This is a genomic window from Pseudomonas sp. CJQ_9 (assembly GCF_043106615.1).
GTDB classification, from domain to species: Bacteria; Pseudomonadota; Gammaproteobacteria; order Pseudomonadales; family Pseudomonadaceae; genus Aquipseudomonas; species Aquipseudomonas juntendi.
The window spans coordinates 38,746-55,043 of the sequence record NZ_JBICMS010000002.1 but is presented as its reverse complement, the minus strand read 5'-3'; the positions used below and the strand labels follow the sequence as shown (position 1 = coordinate 55,043).

Genomic DNA, 16,298 nt, shown 5'->3' with positions numbered 1-16,298 from the left:
CCGTGATACAGGCTTTACGTTTTCCACTGTGGGCCGTGTTGCTCGCTGTGCTGGCGCTGACCGGCTGCCAAAGCGCGCCGCCCAAGGGGCTGACCCCGGAACAGATTGCCGTGCTCAAGCGCGAAGGCTTTACCCCCACCGATGAAGGCTGGGCGTATGACTTGTCTGGCAAAGTGTTGTTCGGCAGTGACCTGGACAGCCTCAACAGCCAGAGCCAGGCGATTGTCGAGCGGATCGGCAAGGCACTGCTGGGCGTGGGTATCCAGCGTGTGCGGGTAGACGGGCATACCGACTCGTCGGGCAAGGCGGCCTATAACCAGGAGTTGTCCGAGCGCCGCGCGCAGAGCGTGGCCAAAGCCTTGGTCGGCGTGGGCATGCAGCCGCAGAACATCCAAAGCCAGGGCCTGGGCAGCAGCCAGCCGGTGGCGAACAACCGCACCAGCGCCGGGCGGACCGAAAACCGGCGCGTGTCCATCGTGGTGGCGTCTTACTGAGCCCCGTCAATGCTGGGCAAAGCGCATTTCCCGGGTTTGCCCCATCAACAACGGCGCATTCGCCTCGGTCACCCCGCGAATGTAATCCCACAACAGGGTGATCCGCTTCAGCTTGCGCAGGTCCTCCCGGCAATACATCCAGAATTGTCGCGTTACCTCGATATCCTCTGGCAACACCCTGACCAGCCGTGGATCCTGTGCAGCCAGGAAACACGGCAGGATCGCCAGCCCGCGCCCCTGCAGCGCCGCCGTGTACTGGGCAATCACACTGGTACTGCGCAAGTGCGCGCTGGCGCCGGGAATCAGGTTGGCCAGGTACAGCAACTCCGAGCTGAACGCCAGGTCGTCCACGTAACTGATGAACGGGTGCCTGGCCAGATCAGCCACCTGGTGTATCGGTGCATGGCTGGCCAGGTAGTCCTGCGTCGCATACAGCCGCAAGCTGTAGTCGCACAGTTTGCAGCACACATAAGGCCCGTGCTCCGGCCGCTCCAGGGCGATGACGATATCCGCTTCGCGCTTGGACAGGCTGATGAAGTGCGGCAGCGGCAGGATATCCACCGAAATGGCCGGGTAGGCGTCGACGAAGTGGCTCAACTGCGGGGTAATGAAGAAACTGCCGAAGCCTTCTGTGCACCCCATTCGCACATGCCCCGACAACGCCACGCTCGACCCGGATACCTGCTCGCACGCCATGTGCAGCGTACTTTCGATCGACTCGGCATAGCCCAGTAGACGCTGGCCCTCGGCAGTGAGAACAAAGCCGTTGGTGCGCGACTTTTCGAACAGCAAGGTACCCAGCGCACCCTCCAGCGAGCTGATGCGGCGCGACACCGTGGTGTAGTCCACACTCAGGCGTTTTGCCGCGCTACTGGCCTTGCGGGTGCGGGCCACTTCGAGGAAGAACTTCAAGTCGTCCCAGTTGAGCGCGCTCAGGGATGTGAGATCTTTTTGCATGATGATCCGGTTTTTTTGTGCGTTCTTGTTGGATGTTTGCACATCTATACTCGAAACAAGCCTCAGGACGCCACCTCGCGTTTGCTTGGCGCTGGCGATCTCGTCCCGACAATAATTCCAAGGAGAACGCAGATGAACGCACCGCAATCCCCGAACCCGACCAAGGTCGAGCAGGTGAAGCTGCTGATCGACGGCCAGTGGGTCGAGTCTGTGACCACCGAATGGCGCGACATCGTCAACCCGGCCACCCAAGAGGTGCTGGCGCGGGTACCGTTCGCCACGGTAGATGAAGTCGATGCAGCGGTAGCCGCTGCCCACCGTGCTTTCAAGACCTGGCGAGACACCCCGATTGGCGCGCGCATGCGCATCATGCTCAAGCTGCAGGCGCTTATTCGCGAACACACCAAGCGCATTGCCCAGGTGCTCAGCGCCGAGCAGGGCAAAACCCTGGCTGACGCCGAGGGTGATATCTTCCGCGGCCTGGAAGTGGTGGAACACGCTGCTTCTATCGGCACCCTGCAGATGGGTGAATTCGCCGAAAACGTCGCCGGCGGCGTCGATACCTACACCCTGCGCCAGCCTATCGGTGTATGCGCTGGCATCACGCCGTTCAATTTCCCGGCGATGATCCCGCTGTGGATGTTCCCCATGGCCATCGTCTGCGGCAACACCTTCGTGCTCAAACCATCCGAGCAAGACCCGCTGTCGACCATGCTGCTGGTCGAGCTGGCGCTGGAAGCTGGCGTACCGGCCGGGGTGCTGAATGTGGTGCACGGTGGCAAGCAGGTGGTGGATGCCATTTGCACTCACCAGGACATCAAGGCGATTTCCTTCGTCGGCTCCACCGAAGTGGGCACCCATGTGTACAACCTGGCCAGCCAGCACGGCAAGCGCGTGCAGTCGATGATGGGCGCCAAGAACCACGCCGTGGTGCTCCCCGATGCCAACCGTACACAAACCATCAATGCACTGGTGGGTGCCGCATTCGGGGCGGCCGGCCAGCGCTGCATGGCGACCTCCGTCGCGGTACTGGTGGGCAAGGCCCGTGAGTGGTTGCCAGACATCAAGGAGGCCGCCAGCAAGCTCAAGGTCAACGCCGGTTGCGAGCCCGGCACCGATGTCGGGCCGGTGGTTTCCAGGCGGGCCAAGGAGCGCGTGTTGGGCCTGATCGAAAGCGGCATCAGGGAGGGCGCCAAGCTGGAGCTCGATGGCCGCGACGTTCAGGTCCCGGGCTACGAGCAGGGCAACTTTGTCGGCCCGACCCTGTTCTCAGGCGTGAAGACCGACATGCAGGTGTACACCCAGGAAATCTTTGGCCCGGTGCTGGTCACCCTGGAGGTCGATACCCTCGACGAAGCCATCGCCCTGGTCAACGCCAACCCGTTCGGTAACGGCACCGGCCTGTTCACCCAAAGCGGCGCGGCCGCGCGCAAGTTCCAGAGCGAGATCGACGTGGGCCAGGTGGGTATCAACATCCCGATCCCGGTGCCGGTCTCGTTCTTCAGTTTCACCGGCTCGCGTGGGTCCAAACTCGGCGACCTTGGGCCATACGGCAAGCAAGTGGTGCAGTTCTACACGCAGACCAAGACCGTCACTGCCCGCTGGTTCGACGACGACAGCGTCAACGACGGCGTGAACACCACCATCAGCCTGCGCTAAGGAGTTCCTCATGCGTATCGCATTCATTGGCCTGGGCAACATGGGCGCGCCCATGGCCCGCAACCTGATCAAGGCCGGGCACACACTGAGCCTGTTCGACCTGAACAAAGCCGTGCTTGCCGAGTTGGCCGAACTGGGCGGGCAGATCAGCCCTTCGCCCAAGGCCGCGGCCGCCAGCAGCGACTTGGTAATCACCATGCTGCCGGCCGCGGCCCATGTGCGCAGTGTTTACCTGAACGACGACGGTGTGCTGGCGGGCATACGCCCCGGCACACCGACCGTGGACTGCAGCACCATCGACCCGCAGACCGCGCGCGAGGTGTCCAAGGCCGCGGCGGCCAAAGGCGTGGACATGGGCGATGCGCCGGTGTCCGGTGGCACCGGCGGTGCGGCAGCCGGCACGCTGACGTTCATGGTCGGTGCCAGCGCCGAGCTGTTCGCCAGCCTCAAGCCGGTGCTGGAGCAGATGGGCCGCAACATCGTCCACTGCGGCGAGGTGGGCACCGGGCAAATCGCCAAGATCTGCAACAACCTGCTGTTGGGTATCTCGATGATCGGCGTGTCCGAGGCCATGGCGCTGGGTAATGCGCTGGGCATCGATACCCAGGTGCTGGCCGGCATCATCAACAGTTCGACCGGGCGTTGCTGGAGCTCGGATACCTACAACCCATGGCCCGGCATTATCGACACGGCGCCGGCCTCGCGGGGCTATACCGGTGGGTTTGGTGCCGAGCTGATGCTCAAGGACCTTGGGCTGGCGACCGAAGCGGCACGCCAGGCACACCAGCCGGTGATCCTGGGGGCTGTGGCCCAGCAGTTGTATCAGGCCATGAGCTTGCGTGGCGAGGGGGGTAAGGATTTCTCGGCTATCGTCGAGGGGTATCGCAAGAAAGATTGACGCAAGAGGTGGGCTTCATCGCGGGCCAGGTGGCCTTCCCTCTGTAACTGCGCACCAGAGGGAAGGGCACCTGCCCCGCGATTTTTTTGCCCCGATTCTGCAGGCGCCACATAACCCTGTGGGAGCGGGCATGCCCGCGAACACCGGCAAAGCCGGTGCCATCCACCACACTGCCTGTTTCGCGGGCGCGCCCGCTCCCACAGAGTTAGTTGTAGAGTGTCGGATCAGGCAAAGACGAAATACTTGCGCACGGTCTCGACCACTTCCCAGGTGCCTTTCATCCCCGGTTCGATCACGAACACGTCACCGGCCTTCAGGTGCTTCGGCTCTTCGCCTTCCGGGGTGATGATGCAGTAGCCATCGAGGAAGTGGCAGAACTCCCACTTGTCGTAATTGACCTCGAACTTGCCCGGGGTGCAGATCCAGGTGCCCATGATCTTGCTGCCGTCTGCCGACAGGTAGGCGTTGAGGTTCACGGTGTGCGGATCGCCGCCGATGCGCTTCCACTTGGTGGCGTCCACGACCGGCGTGGGGCAGGTTTCGCGCAGGACGGTGATGAAATCGGACATGGCACAACTCCTGGTGACTGGCTGAATGACTGGTCACCATAGGGCCATCGGCCGAGCCGCAGTTGCCTGGGCTCGACGTCCAGCTGTCTGGTCGCGCTATGCCCACCAATACCGCACAAAGTGGAAGAACACTGGCGCCGCAAAGCACACCGAATCCATGCGGTCGAGCATGCCGCCGTGGCCTTCGATCATGTGGCCCCAGTCTTTCACCCCACGGTCACGCTTGATGGCCGACATCACCAGCCCGCCGAAGAAGCCCATGGCGTTCACGGCCAAGGCCATGAGCGCGGCCTGCCAGAAGCTGAAGGGCGTGATCCAGCACAACAGGGCGCCGATCAAAGTGGCCAGCGCTACGCCGCCGGCCAGGCCTTCGACGGTCTTGGAGGGTGACAGGTTGGGCGCCACCTTGTGTTTGCCAAACAGCTTGCCGCACACGTACTGCAACACGTCGCTGAGTTGCACCACCAGAATCAGCCAGGCGATCAGCAGCAGGTTGCGGCCCTCGTAGCCGGGGATGTCCAGGGTCATCAGGGCCGGCACTGAAGACACGCAGTACACGGCGATCATCAAGCCCCATTGCACTTTTGACGCACGCTCGAGGAAACGTGTGGTGTCACCGCCCAGGCTGGCGAGGATCGGCAGCAGCAAGAACAGGTACACCGGAATGAAAATGCTGAACAGGCCGTACCAGTCCATGGCGATCAGCACGTACTGCACCGGAAGTGCCACGTAGAAGGCTGCCACCAGTGCCGGGTAGTCGCTGCGCCGGGTAGGGGTGAGGGTCATGAATTCGCGCAGGGCATAGAACGACACACCGTAGAACAGCACGATCACACCGTACTTGCCGAACACGAAGGCAATGCCGATCACCACCACCATCACCCACCAGGCATTGATGCGGGCGTTGAGGTTGTCGATCACGGCGTGCGGCGCCGGGCCGGCGCGCCATTTGAGCAGGCGGCCGATCACGCTGGCCAGCAGCAGCAGGGCGCCGATGCCGGCAAACAGGGAAAGGGTATTGTTGTCCATGTCAGGCATCCTTGGGGGCCAGGTTCAGCAGGGCCTGGCTGGCCCGCTCGAGAAACGCCTGCTTGCTTTCATCGGCGTGCAGGTGCAGCGGTTCGCCAAAGCTCAGGGTGCACAGCAACGGCAATGGCAGGGCGCGCCCTTTGGGCATCACCCGGTTGAGGTTGGCGATCCATACCGGTACCAGTTCGACCTGCGGGTGGGCTGCTGCCAGGTGATACAACCCGCTTCTGAAGGGCAGTAGCGGTGCGTCGCCAAGGTTGCGCGTGCCCTCCGGGAAGAAGATCAGCGAGTCGCCCTGGGCCACCGCGTCGAGCACCGGCTGCAAAGGGTTGCCTTGCCCTTCGCTGCGCTGGCGCTCGATCAGTACCCCGTTGAAGACCTTGCGGATAAGAAAGTCGCGGATGCCCGGCCTGGCCCAGTAGTCTGCGCCGGCCACCGGGCGCGTGCGCTGACGCAGCCCTTGCGGCAGCGAGGCCCACAGCAGCACGAAGTCGCCGTGGCTGCTGTGGTTGGCGAAATACAGGCGCTGCACCGGCAGCGCCGAGCAACCCAGCCAAAGGGCGCGGGCACCGGTAATCAGGCGGGCGGCCGAGGTGATGACGTAAGCAGTCAGGTTGGCGAGCATAGGCAGGTGGTCATCCCTTGAAAGGCAGTGTCAGCAGGGTAGCCAAGGCTAGCGACAGCTGCAGGCCCAGGCATACGGCCTGACGGCGCAACAGGCCTAGTGCGGCCTGGCTGCGGGCAGGCCAGGCGCGGCCGTCGGTGGCCTGTGGTTTGAGTTTCAGTTCGAACAGGGCGCGGTCTAGGGCCTGAGTGTCGGCCGGCAGGTCTGCGCTATTGGCCAGGTGGGCAAATAGTTCGGCATCGATTGCCACGCGGATGGCCCAATATTTGTGGAGCACGCCGAGCACCAGCAGCACGCTGCACAGCAGGCTCGCCAGCGGATGCAGCGGGGCGTTGAGCAGAGGTGCAAGGCCGTAGGCCAGGGCCAGCAAGGTGAGGCCGTCGGACAGGCGCTCCAGCTGTTTGCCTCGGCCCAGCAGGCTGGCGGCCACGCACAGGTTCATGGCTGTGCTCCAAGTTGCTGGAGCACATGGCGGTGGGCACTGTGCAATACGATGCCGGGGCGGGCTTTGCGGATAAGGGATTCTGCCTGCTGGGCGTCAACGCACCGGCCGGTCACCACCAGCCAGGCCGCCACGGCGCTGGCGCTGCGTGAATAACCCAAAGCGCAGCACACCAGCACGGGACCCTGAGCGCGCAGGTGCTCGATAGCGCTGGCGGCTTGTTGTAACAGCGCAACGTCTGGCGTTAACAGATCCAGGGTCGGGAAACACTCATAGGCAACAGCTGACGCGCCCGTCGTAGGAGCGGCCTTGCGTCGCGAAAGGGCGCTCCCACAACGGTCGATGTATGGTAGCTCGGCGCATAAATCTACAATTGCAGCGAACTGCGTGTCGCGCCCTGGGATTCTCCCCAGGTACACACCATCACACACCTCGTCGGCCTGTGGATGGCGCCGGGTCCACAGCCGCGAATTGAGCCACGCGCCCGCCAGGTAGGGTGCCAGCAGCCACCGGCTTGCAGGCGACAAGCGCCCGTCATTACCCTTCTGAAAACCACCCGCCCCGAACACGGTGTAGTTCAGCGCCACCAGCCCCAACGACACCGCCGGCCAACTCAACCACAGCCAAGCCCCGCCCATCGCAGCGGCAGGGAGTACACACAGCAGCGCGCCCAAGGCATAACAAGCGGCAACCTTCCAGCGCTTGGCATCCTGAGCAAGACGGGCCGCCTGAAAGGGCAGGCGCCCTTGCTGCGGCCACAGCCACAGGCAGGCAAACCCCGCCAGCGCCCCCGTGGGCACATCGATGAAATGGTGCTGCCAGGTGGTCAGCACCGACACCCCGATCAGCGCCATCCAGCCATGCATCAGCCAACGCCAGGGCTGGCGTTGCACATGCCGGGCAAACATCGCCCAGATGATCACCAGCAAAGCGATGTGCAGCGAAGGCGCCTGGTTGAATGGCTTGTCGAAGCCCATCAACACATCGAACAGCCAGCCGAACAGCCCGTCCAGGCCCGGCCGCTCGAAGGTGAACCGCAGCGGCCACAGCAGGAAACAGCAGACGCTGATCACCTGTGCGCTGAGTAGCGCCAGCGCGTGGCGGTCCATTTCCTGGCGTGTGCGCGGCAGCAGGAAGGACAACCCGTACAGCAGGTCGATCGACCAGTACGGGATGATCGTCCAGGGCCACAGCGGCATGCCGTGCTCCCAGCCGAACACCAGGCTGCCGACATCACTGCGCCCAGCCGTGTAATTGTTCGCCAGCCCATAGCTGAGGAAGAACAACGGCCCCAGCAGCAGAAGCCAGAACACGCCCCGGCGAATCAGCCCGTGCTCGCGTGGCGGGCTCACTCAGCGCACCCGCTGTGCCAGGCTGACGCTGAAAATGCCCCATTCATCGATACGCTGGGCCAGCTTGCGGAAGCCCGCGGCCTCAACCAGCTGGTCCATCTCGGCCTGGCTGCGCCGGCGCATTACCCAAGCCTCGCCACCGCGGTGGCTGGTGAGGGCGCGGGCAATCATCTCCAGTTGCGGGTGCCATGGCTGGCCGGTGTAGACCAGGTAGCCGCCATCTTCTACGGCGTCGGCCAGCCCGGCCAGGGAATTGCCCACCAGTTGGTTACTGGGGAAGAGCTCGTATAGCCCCGAAACCACGGCCAGCGTTGGGGGCTGTTCAAGTGTGGCCAGGCTCTGGCGATCGAAGGCGTCGCCCTGGACGAAGCGGGCGATGTCGGCCAGGCCCTTCTCGCGGATCAGCGCGCTGCCTTGCTGAACGTTCAGTTCGCTGTAGTCGCGCAGCAGGATCGAATCTGGCAACTGCTCAAGGCCTTGAAGGGCTTCGAGGATATAGCGGCCATGGCCGGCCGCGATATCGACAATGTGCACGGGCCGTTGCTGTTCACGCAGGTGGGCGATGGCCAGGCGTAGCAATTGCTCGACGTGCAGTTTGCGTTGGCGTATGCCACGCCAGCCGATGGCGTCGAGGTAGTTCTGGTCCATCAGGCGCCCCAGTTTGCCCTTGCCGGTCGGCTGGTTGCGGTACACGTAGTCGAGGGTGCTGCCAGAATCGAAGCCGGTGTCAAACCCGAGCTTCACCCCCGCAGACAGCCCCTTGCCCAGGCTCAAGCCGGCGCGGGTGGCGCGCCAGTAAAGGTCGCGTGGCGAGTTGCGCGGCAGCGGCGCAGCCAGGCTTTCTGCCTCGGCGCAACTGGCCCCGGTCTTGTCGGCATCCAGCAGTGAGGGCAACGCGGCGGGGCTGGCAAAGCAATGGTCGACAAACCGTTCGATGCGCCTCAGGGCATGGGCCCGATCACGTTCCCCCAAGGTGTCGTGGAAGAACCCGGGCAGTATGTGCATTTCCTTTCGTGTGCTGCCAAGCCGGTCGAAAAACCGTTCTTGCGGTTGGCGCTCGACCACGAAATCAGCCCCGGACACCAGCAACTGGGTCGGCACCTGGATGGCCTGGGCGTCCGCCACCACGCGGTCGGCGGCCTCGTACAGGCCCAGCAGCATGGTTACCGAAATGGGCCGGCTGATCAGCGGGTCGGCCACGTACGACATCACCCGCTCAGGGTCGTGGGTGAGCAGGCGCGGCTTGACGTAGCTGTTGACGAAGAAATTGCCGCGCAAGGCCTTCAGCAGCTTCAGGCCTGGGCGGGCAAACGGCACGTACAGCTTGACCTTGAACGCTGGCGAGGCCAACACCAGGCAGCGCACTTTGGGCGCGTAGTCGTGGGCCCAGGTGGCGATCAGCACGGCGCCGACGCTCTGTGCCAGTACCACCAGGTCCTGTTCGGCGATGCCGTGGTGGGCCTGGATGTGTTCGATGAAGGTTTGCACGTCGCGCACACTGGTAGCGAACCCCGGGCTGTCGCCACGCGCGCCTGGCGAGCGGCCGTGGCCGCGGGCATCCCAGGCGAAGAAGTCGTAGCCCGGCATATCCAGCTCATCGGCCAGGTGGGCCATGCGCCCGCCGTGCTCATGGCCCCGGTGGAACATCACCACGGCGCGGCGTGGCTGGTGTTCGTTGCGGGTGGCAGGCCAATGACGGTAATGCAGCTCGACACCGTCATGGGTGGGGAAGTGCAGCGCTTGCGCTTGGCGCATGGTCAACGTCCTTTTGCGACGACGATAGGCTCAGCGGGTTTCGGCCAGGCCCTGGCGAACCCGGTTGTAGAGGGTATAGAGCGAGAGCGCGAGGATGACCAGCAACAGGCCGTCGATCCAGGCGCCATCGAGCAGGCCAAAGGCGACGCCGGTGCCCAGCACCCCGAAGGCGAAGGCCCTGTCGCTCTTGCCCATAGGCCCGTCGTAGCGCCGCGAGGCGCCTGCCAGCGGGCCCATGACACCGGCGTACTCGCTGAAGGTGGCGCACAGCACCACCAGTACCACCAGCGTAGGCGACACCCCGGCCAACAAGGCGAAGGGCAGGTACAGCGCTGCATCGGCAATCACGTCACAGAGTTCGTTGAGGTAAGCACCGAGGGTGGATTGCTGGACGAACTCCCGGGCCAGCATGCCGTCGACCGCATTCAGCGCCATGCGCAGCAGCATCCAGATCGGTACCAGGATGAACAGCCAGGTGATGTGCGGCAGGGCGGCCAGCAGCAGGCCCACCAGGAGCGATACCACGGCAGCGGTGACAGTGACCTGGTTGGCGGTGACGCCTCGGTCGTAAAGGCGTTGCACGGCCGGGCGCAACAAGGCCTGGAAGCGTGGTTTGAGCTGGTAGATCGAGGCCACTGGAAAATCCTTTTTAGTGGGGCGTCATGGCGCCATTGTGTGTGAGCCTTCTTCGCGGGTAAACCCGCTCCCACAGGTATAGCGTCAACTCGCAAGTCTCCCAGCCCTTCAGGCTGCGCTGTCGTGCATAGCACTGATGCTGGGCACTGTGGGAGCGGGTTTACCCGCGAAGAATCCAACGCAGTGCATGGCACCGGCTGCGCCGGTGTTCGCGGGCGCGCCCGCTCCTACAGGGATCGCGCCAGCTTTTAGTAATTGAGCATGACAGTTGCTCCCACCAGCCGGTCAACCAACCCCGACGCATACCCTGGCAACGCCGCAAAGTCCCGCGCGCACACCAGCAACCGGCGGTTGGCCCAGGGTTCCGCCAGGGCCACCCAGTGCAGCGGCAACAGCCCTTGCCAACGCTTCACCGCCGCCAGAGGCACCACCCCGACCCCAGCCCCGCCTGCAACCATGCGGATCACGCCATCAAACCCTTCGGCCCGCACTATCACCTGCATGCGCCGCCCTTCCCGCAATGCCTGTTCCTCCAGGTACAACGCCAATGCACTGCCTGCTCCAAGCCCGACATGACCATGCACCAGGCTGTCGATGAAGCTGGGGGCAGCCTCGCTGGCCAGCGGATGGCCAGGCGGCGCTACCAGCACCAGTGGGTCGTCACGAAACGGCCGGGTTTGCAGGTGCCCGAAGGGCGCGGCTGATGAAACAATGCCAAGGTCTGCCATGCCTTGCGTAATCGCCTGCACGATGCGCAGGCTCGGCAGTTCCTGTATGTCCACGCTGATGCCGGGGTTTTCAGCCAAATAACCGGCCACGAGTTCTGGCAGGTACTCCGTAAGTGCTGCGGTGTTGCACAGCAGGCGCACTTGACCGTGCTGCCCCTGAGCGTACTGGCCCAGGTCGAACTGCAAGCGTTCGACCTGCTGGGCAATCAGGCGGGCATGCAGCAACAGCGCCTGGCCGGCCGGGGTCGGCTGAACACCGCGGCGGTTACGCTGTAGTAAAGGGATGCCCAGCGACGCTTCCATGGCCCGGATGCGCGCACTGGCTGCCGGCAGCGAAAGATGGCTGCGGCTGGCACCGGCGGTGATGTTGCCGCACTCCAGGGTGTGCTGGAACAGCTTGAGGTCGATCAGGTCGAAATGCATGTGCCTCTGCCTTAGCAAGAGTCTGGGTAAGGGTATGGCAGATTTTCAGCCTGCCCGCCACGGGCCATTATCGGCCCATGAATACCTTGCTCGCTTTCTACCACAACATGGGCCCTGCTCTGTCGCTGCTGGTGGTGCTGACGTTCCTGCTGGCCGGCGCAGTGAAAGGCGTGATCGGCCTGGGGCTGCCCACCATCGCAATGGGCCTGCTGGGCCTGGCTATGCCTCCGGCGCAGGCTGCAGCGCTGCTGATCGTGCCGTCGACCCTTACCAACCTTTGGCAGTTGGCCAGCGGCGGGTACCTGCGAGCGTTGCTGGTGCGGCTGGGCCCGATGCTGGCGCTGATCTTCATTGGCACCTTGCTGGGCAGTGCCTGGCTGGGAATCGACAGCGGGCCATGGGCCGCGCATGCGTTGGGTGCGGCCTTGCTGGCGTACGCGGTGTACGGGCTGGTTGGGCCGGGCTTGCACTTGGCAGCGGCGCACGAGCGTTGGCTGGGGCCTGCGTGCGGGCTGGTGACGGGGGTAATCACGGCGGCAACCGGGGTATTCGTGATACCTGCGGTGCCCTACTTGCAGAGCCTGGGCCTGAGCCGCGAGCAGATGATCCAGGCGCTGGGCCTGTCGTTCACGGTATCGACCCTGGCACTGGCTATTGGCCTGGCCGGGCAGGATGCCCTCGGTGGCCAGGCCTTGGGTGCTTCATTGCTGATGCTGGCGCCAGCCTTGCTCGGCATGCTGGCCGGGCAGTGGTTGCGTCAGCGCATCAGCGCGTTGCTGTTCAAGCGTTGTTTCTTCATCGGCCTGGCCGCACTGGGCGGCCACTTGCTGATCAACGGTTAGCGCTGGATGCGCTGAGCATGTTGACCCGCTGGATATCGAAATCACGCTCCAGGTAGTCCATGCGTTTTTCGAAGAAGGCGGCCATGTGCGGCAGGGCCGAGTGCACATCCAGCGCGGCCTGGTCGGCCCACACTTCGAAAAACACGAACAGGCTGGGGTCCTGCTGGTCGCGCAGCATGTGGTACTCGATGCAACCTGGCTCCTGGCGGCTTGGCTCGACATAAGGGCGGAACAGGTTTTCGAACGCATCAGCCATTTCCGGGCGGGTCTTGGCTTTGAGAATGAAGGCGATCTGCTCAGTCATGGGGCGCTACTCGGTGAGGGACGGTGAACCGATTCTACGGCAATAATTTGATGCTGATTCGTGACTTCTGGTCAATTGTATTTTGCCCGGTGACTTCTGTATCCCGCCCCAGCGAACCTCTAACCTGCCGACATCAAATTTTGACTCGGCCGGGGAGGCCAGCATGAAAAAGATTCTTCTGCTCAATGGTGGTAAACAGTTCGCTCACTCTGATGGCCGCCTCAACACGACCTTGCACGAAGCGGCCATCGCCCACCTGGACCGCGCCGGTTTCGATGTACAGCAGACGTTCATCGACGGTGGCTACGACGTGCAGGCCGAGGTCGAGAAGTTTCTCTGGGCCGATGTGATCATCTACCAGATGCCGGGCTGGTGGATGGGCGCGCCGTGGACGGTGAAGAAGTACATCGATGAAGTGTTCACCGCAGGCCATGGCAGCCTGTACGCCAACGATGGCCGCACCCGCTCGGATCACACGCAGAAGTACGGCAGCGGTGGCTTGGTGCACGGCAAGCAGTACATGCTTTCGCTGACCTGGAACGCGCCGCAGCAGGCCTTCGATGACTCGAGCGATTTCTTTGAAGGCAAAGGCGTGGATGCGGTGTACTTCCCGTTCCACAAGGCCAACCAGTTCCTTGGCATGGCCGGCCTGCCGACTTTCCTGGCAACGGATGTGATGAAGCGCCCGGATGTGCCGGCGGCGTTGGCAGCCTATGAGGCCCATCTGGACAAGGTGTTCGGCAAGGCAGCGTGATGGGTTACCTGTACTGGCCTCTTCTCGGGCTGGCTCGCTCCCACAGGTGAGGTGGGAGCAGCCGCACTTGGCCTGTACATGCGATTATCTGATCCTTGCACAGACCCATCACAGGCCCGAATGTGAAAACCCGATCCGAAGAACTCCAGGTATTCGTCGCCGTCATCGATTGCGGCTCGATCTCCGCCGCTGCCGAGCAGATGGGCCAGACCCCGTCCGCCGTCAGCCGGACCTTGTCACGCCTGGAGGGCAAGCTCGGCACCACCCTGGTCAATCGTACCACCCGCCGTATGGACCTCACCGAGGAAGGGCGTTTTTTCCTCGACCGCGCGCGGTTGATCCTGCAGCAGATGGACGACATGGAAGAGCGCCTGTCGATGAACCGCCAGACCCCTACCGGGCGCCTGCGCATCAACGCTGCCGCCCCTTTCATGCTGCATGCCATCGTGCCGTGGATCGGCGAGTTCCGCCGCCAGTACCCGGGCATAGAGCTGGAGCTGAATACCGACGACCTGATCATCGACCTGCTGGAGCACAGCACCGATGTGGCGATTCGCATCGGCGAACTGGCCGACTCCAGCCTGCATGCACGCAACCTCGGCTGCAGCCCGGTACAGGTGCTGGCAAGCCCCGCCTACCTGGCGCAGCATGGTACACCCCAGCGTGTCGAGGACCTGGCCAACCACTGCCTGCTTGGCTTCAGCCAACCCGACTCGCTCAACCAGTGGCCGCTGCGCCATGCCCAGGGTGACCGCTTCGGCATCCGCCCCGCGTTGCTCGCTTCCAGCGGCGAGACCCTGCGCCAGCTGGCGCTGGCCGGGGAGGGCATCGTCAGCCTGTCGCATTTCATGACCCACGAAGACATTCGCAGCGGGCGCTTGCAGGTGCTGTTGGGTGAAGCCAACAACGGTTACCGGCAACCGATTCACGCGGTGTACTACCGCAACACGCAGCTGGCCCTGCGTATTCAGTGCTTTCTGGATTTCATCCAGCGCAAGCTGGCCATGTACGCCTGCTGAGTTGCCTGAACGCGACAAATTCTGCCCACGGGCGGCGAAACGCCCGGCGGTCGATTGCACAGTCGAGGCGCATCGGCCTTACTGACTGCTCGACAAAAACAACACCAAGGAAGTGTCATGCGTATTGTCCCGTTTCAGTACCTGGCTCTCGCAGCCGCGATCCTGAGCTGTTCCTCGGTTTACGCTGCTGATCTGGAAGGCGGTGCAGTGGCTGCCCCCGATCAATATGGTGCACAGGTTGCCGCCGATATCCTGAAAAAGGGCGGCAACGCAGTCGATGCCGCCGTGGCCACGGCCTTCACCCTGGCGGTGACCTATCCCGAGGCCGGCAATATCGGCGGCGGCGGTTTCATGACCCTGTTCGTCGACGGCAAGCCGTATTTCCTCGACTACCGCGAAGTGGCGCCCAAGGCCGCCACGCGCAACATGTACCTGGACGACAAGGGCGAGGTCATCGAGAACCTCAGCCTGGTCGGGGTGCGCGCCGCTGGCGTACCCGGCACGGTAATGGGGTTGTGGGAGGCGCATCGCAAGTTTGGCAAGCTGCCCTGGAGCGAGCTGCTGACCCCGGCCATCGGCTATGCGAAAAATGGCTTCAAGGTCGCGGAAAAGCAGTACCAGTACCGCAACGATGCACAGGGCATGTTCAAGACTGCGACCAACTTCAACGACTACTTCGGCAACATGAAGGTTGGCGAGCTGTTCAGGCAGCCCGAACTGGCCCAGACCCTGGAGCGCATCGCCGACAAAGGCGTCAGCGAGTTCTACCAGGGCAAGACTGCCGATTTGCTGGTGGCGCAGATGCAGGCCGACAAGGGCCTGATCACCAAACAAGACCTGCAGGACTACAAGGCCGTATGGCGTGAGCCGATGGCCGTCAGTTGGCGTGGCAACGTGGTGTATACCGCGCCACCACCCAGCTCCGGCGGGGTAGCGCTGGCCCAGCTGCTGGGCATCAAGGAAGACCGCGCGGCGGACTTCAAGGGGGTGGCGCACAACTCGGCGCAATACATCCACCTGCTGGCCGAGATCGAGAAACGCGTGTTCGCCGACCGCGCCGACTATCTCGGTGACCCGGCCTTTACCCAAGTGCCGGTGGATAAACTGGTGGCCAAGGACTACCTGGCCAAGCGCGCTGCGCAGGTCAACCCGAAAGCCATTTCCGACACTGACAAGGTCAAGCCCGGGCTGGAGCCGCACCAGACCACGCACTTTTCCATCGTCGACAAGCACGGCAACGCGGTCAGTAACACCTACACCCTCAACCTCGACTATGGCAGTGGCGTGGTGGTGAAAGGGGCGGGCTTCCTGCTGAACGACGAGATGGACGACTTCAGCGCCAAGCCGGGGGCTGCCAATGCCTTTGGCGTAGTCGGCGGTGATGCCAACGCGATCGAGCCGGGCAAGCGCATGCTGTCATCGATGAGCCCCAGCCTGATGACCCGTGACGGCAAGGTCGAGCTGGTGATCGGCACCCCGGGTGGTTCGCGGATCTTTACCTCGATCTTCCAGGTGATGAACAATCTGTATGACTACGGCATGCCATTGGACAAGGCGGTGGCGGCGCAGCGTGTGCACCATCAGTTGCTGCCCAAGGACACCATCTACTTCGACAGCTATGCACCGTTGACCGGGCCTGTGGCTGACGGCCTGAAGAAGATGGGGTATGTGCTGGAAGACCAGGGCTGGGAGATGGGTGATATCCAGGCGATCCGGGTGGACGGGGCAAAGCTGGAGACTGCCTCTGATCCACGGGGGCGTGGAGTGGGCATGATCGTCAAATAAGCTGTCGCCTGTGCTGGCCTCATCGCC

The 16,298-nt window shown here is 63.4% G+C and carries 17 protein-coding genes; 7 read left to right on the top strand and 10 right to left on the bottom strand.

Annotated features, from left to right (window positions below; translation table 11 throughout):
• Positions 1 to 2: 2 nt before the first annotated feature.
• Entirely contained in the window at positions 3 to 494 is a 492-nt protein-coding gene (locus ACF8SD_RS00840) for an OmpA family protein (protein WP_173891078.1), read from the top strand.
• 6 nt (positions 495 to 500) lie between these two features.
• On the opposite strand, the gene ACF8SD_RS00835 is transcribed toward ACF8SD_RS00840, so the two are convergent.
• Entirely contained in the window at positions 501 to 1,451 is a 951-nt protein-coding gene (locus tag ACF8SD_RS00835) for a LysR family transcriptional regulator (protein WP_392483598.1), read from the bottom strand.
• A 132-nt stretch (positions 1,452 to 1,583) separates the two neighbouring features.
• Here ACF8SD_RS00835 and ACF8SD_RS00830 point away from each other — a divergent pair, with 132 nt between their 5' ends.
• Positions 1,584 to 3,110, top strand: a complete 1,527-nt coding sequence (locus tag ACF8SD_RS00830) for a CoA-acylating methylmalonate-semialdehyde dehydrogenase (RefSeq protein WP_392483599.1) — start codon at positions 1,584 to 1,586, stop codon at positions 3,108 to 3,110.
• Between the two features lie 10 nt (positions 3,111 to 3,120).
• The gene (gene mmsB / locus ACF8SD_RS00825; RefSeq protein ID WP_392483600.1) at positions 3,121 to 4,008 is read left to right on the top strand and encodes a 3-hydroxyisobutyrate dehydrogenase; all 888 of its coding nucleotides are present in this window, start codon (positions 3,121 to 3,123) and stop codon (positions 4,006 to 4,008) included.
• A 224-nt stretch (positions 4,009 to 4,232) separates the two neighbouring features.
• Here the strand turns inward: mmsB and ACF8SD_RS00820 are convergent, their stop codons facing one another.
• From ACF8SD_RS00820 to ACF8SD_RS00785, 8 genes are all read right to left on the bottom strand, one after another.
• Positions 4,233 to 4,577 carry a cupin domain-containing protein gene (locus ACF8SD_RS00820; RefSeq protein WP_003251579.1) on the bottom strand — a complete coding sequence of 115 codons (345 nt, stop codon included), beginning with the start codon at positions 4,575 to 4,577 and terminating at the stop codon, positions 4,233 to 4,235.
• A gap of 96 nt (positions 4,578 to 4,673) precedes the next feature.
• Positions 4,674 to 5,606: a phosphatidate cytidylyltransferase gene (locus tag ACF8SD_RS00815; protein ID WP_173891074.1), complete on the bottom strand. Its 933-nt coding sequence runs from the start codon at positions 5,604 to 5,606 to the stop codon at positions 4,674 to 4,676.
• Between the two features lies 1 nt (position 5,607).
• On the bottom strand, positions 5,608 to 6,231 hold the full coding sequence (locus tag ACF8SD_RS00810; RefSeq protein WP_173891073.1) for a lysophospholipid acyltransferase family protein: 624 nt from the start codon (positions 6,229 to 6,231) through the stop codon (positions 5,608 to 5,610).
• A 10-nt stretch (positions 6,232 to 6,241) separates the two neighbouring features.
• Complete coding sequence (locus ACF8SD_RS00805) at positions 6,242 to 6,673, bottom strand: hypothetical protein (RefSeq protein ID WP_392483601.1); 432 nt, start codon at positions 6,671 to 6,673, stop codon at positions 6,242 to 6,244.
• Complete coding sequence (locus tag ACF8SD_RS00800) at positions 6,670 to 8,025, bottom strand: phosphatase PAP2/dual specificity phosphatase family protein (RefSeq protein ID WP_392483602.1); 1,356 nt, start codon at positions 8,023 to 8,025, stop codon at positions 6,670 to 6,672. Before ACF8SD_RS00800 ends, ACF8SD_RS00805 begins: the two co-directional genes overlap by 4 nt.
• The gene (locus ACF8SD_RS00795) at positions 8,026 to 9,780 is read right to left on the bottom strand and encodes a bifunctional alpha/beta hydrolase/class I SAM-dependent methyltransferase (protein ID WP_392483603.1); all 1,755 of its coding nucleotides are present in this window, start codon (positions 9,778 to 9,780) and stop codon (positions 8,026 to 8,028) included. It lies immediately after the preceding gene.
• A gap of 30 nt (positions 9,781 to 9,810) precedes the next feature.
• Positions 9,811 to 10,416 (bottom strand): CDP-alcohol phosphatidyltransferase family protein, encoded by a 606-nt coding sequence (locus ACF8SD_RS00790; protein ID WP_392483604.1) that lies wholly within the window; start codon positions 10,414 to 10,416, stop codon positions 9,811 to 9,813.
• Positions 10,417 to 10,664: 248 nt separating this feature from the next.
• Entirely contained in the window at positions 10,665 to 11,567 is a 903-nt protein-coding gene (locus ACF8SD_RS00785) for a LysR family transcriptional regulator (protein WP_392483605.1), read from the bottom strand.
• A 77-nt stretch (positions 11,568 to 11,644) separates the two neighbouring features.
• Between ACF8SD_RS00785 and ACF8SD_RS00780 the strand changes: the two genes are divergently transcribed.
• A complete protein-coding gene (locus ACF8SD_RS00780) occupies positions 11,645 to 12,409 on the top strand; it encodes a sulfite exporter TauE/SafE family protein (protein ID WP_173891067.1) in 765 nt (254 codons plus the stop codon).
• Here ACF8SD_RS00780 and ACF8SD_RS00775 read toward each other — a convergent pair.
• Positions 12,399 to 12,713: a putative quinol monooxygenase gene (locus ACF8SD_RS00775; RefSeq protein WP_054905836.1), complete on the bottom strand. Its 315-nt coding sequence runs from the start codon at positions 12,711 to 12,713 to the stop codon at positions 12,399 to 12,401. The two genes, ACF8SD_RS00780 and ACF8SD_RS00775, sit on opposite strands and share 11 nt — an antisense overlap.
• Before the next feature lie 163 nt (positions 12,714 to 12,876).
• Between ACF8SD_RS00775 and ACF8SD_RS00770 the strand changes: the two genes are divergently transcribed.
• The 3 genes from ACF8SD_RS00770 to ggt all read left to right on the top strand — a co-directional run bounded on the left by ACF8SD_RS00770 (position 12,877) and on the right by ggt (position 16,271).
• Complete coding sequence (locus ACF8SD_RS00770) at positions 12,877 to 13,467, top strand: NAD(P)H-dependent oxidoreductase (RefSeq protein ID WP_173891066.1); 591 nt, start codon at positions 12,877 to 12,879, stop codon at positions 13,465 to 13,467.
• A gap of 122 nt (positions 13,468 to 13,589) precedes the next feature.
• Positions 13,590 to 14,486 (top strand): LysR family transcriptional regulator, encoded by an 897-nt coding sequence (locus ACF8SD_RS00765; protein WP_029887177.1) that lies wholly within the window; start codon positions 13,590 to 13,592, stop codon positions 14,484 to 14,486.
• Positions 14,487 to 14,603: 117 nt separating this feature from the next.
• Positions 14,604 to 16,271, top strand: coding sequence for a gamma-glutamyltransferase (gene ggt / locus ACF8SD_RS00760; protein ID WP_173891064.1), 1,668 nt, complete (start codon positions 14,604 to 14,606; stop codon positions 16,269 to 16,271).
• The last annotated feature ends 27 nt before the right edge of the window (positions 16,272 to 16,298 follow it).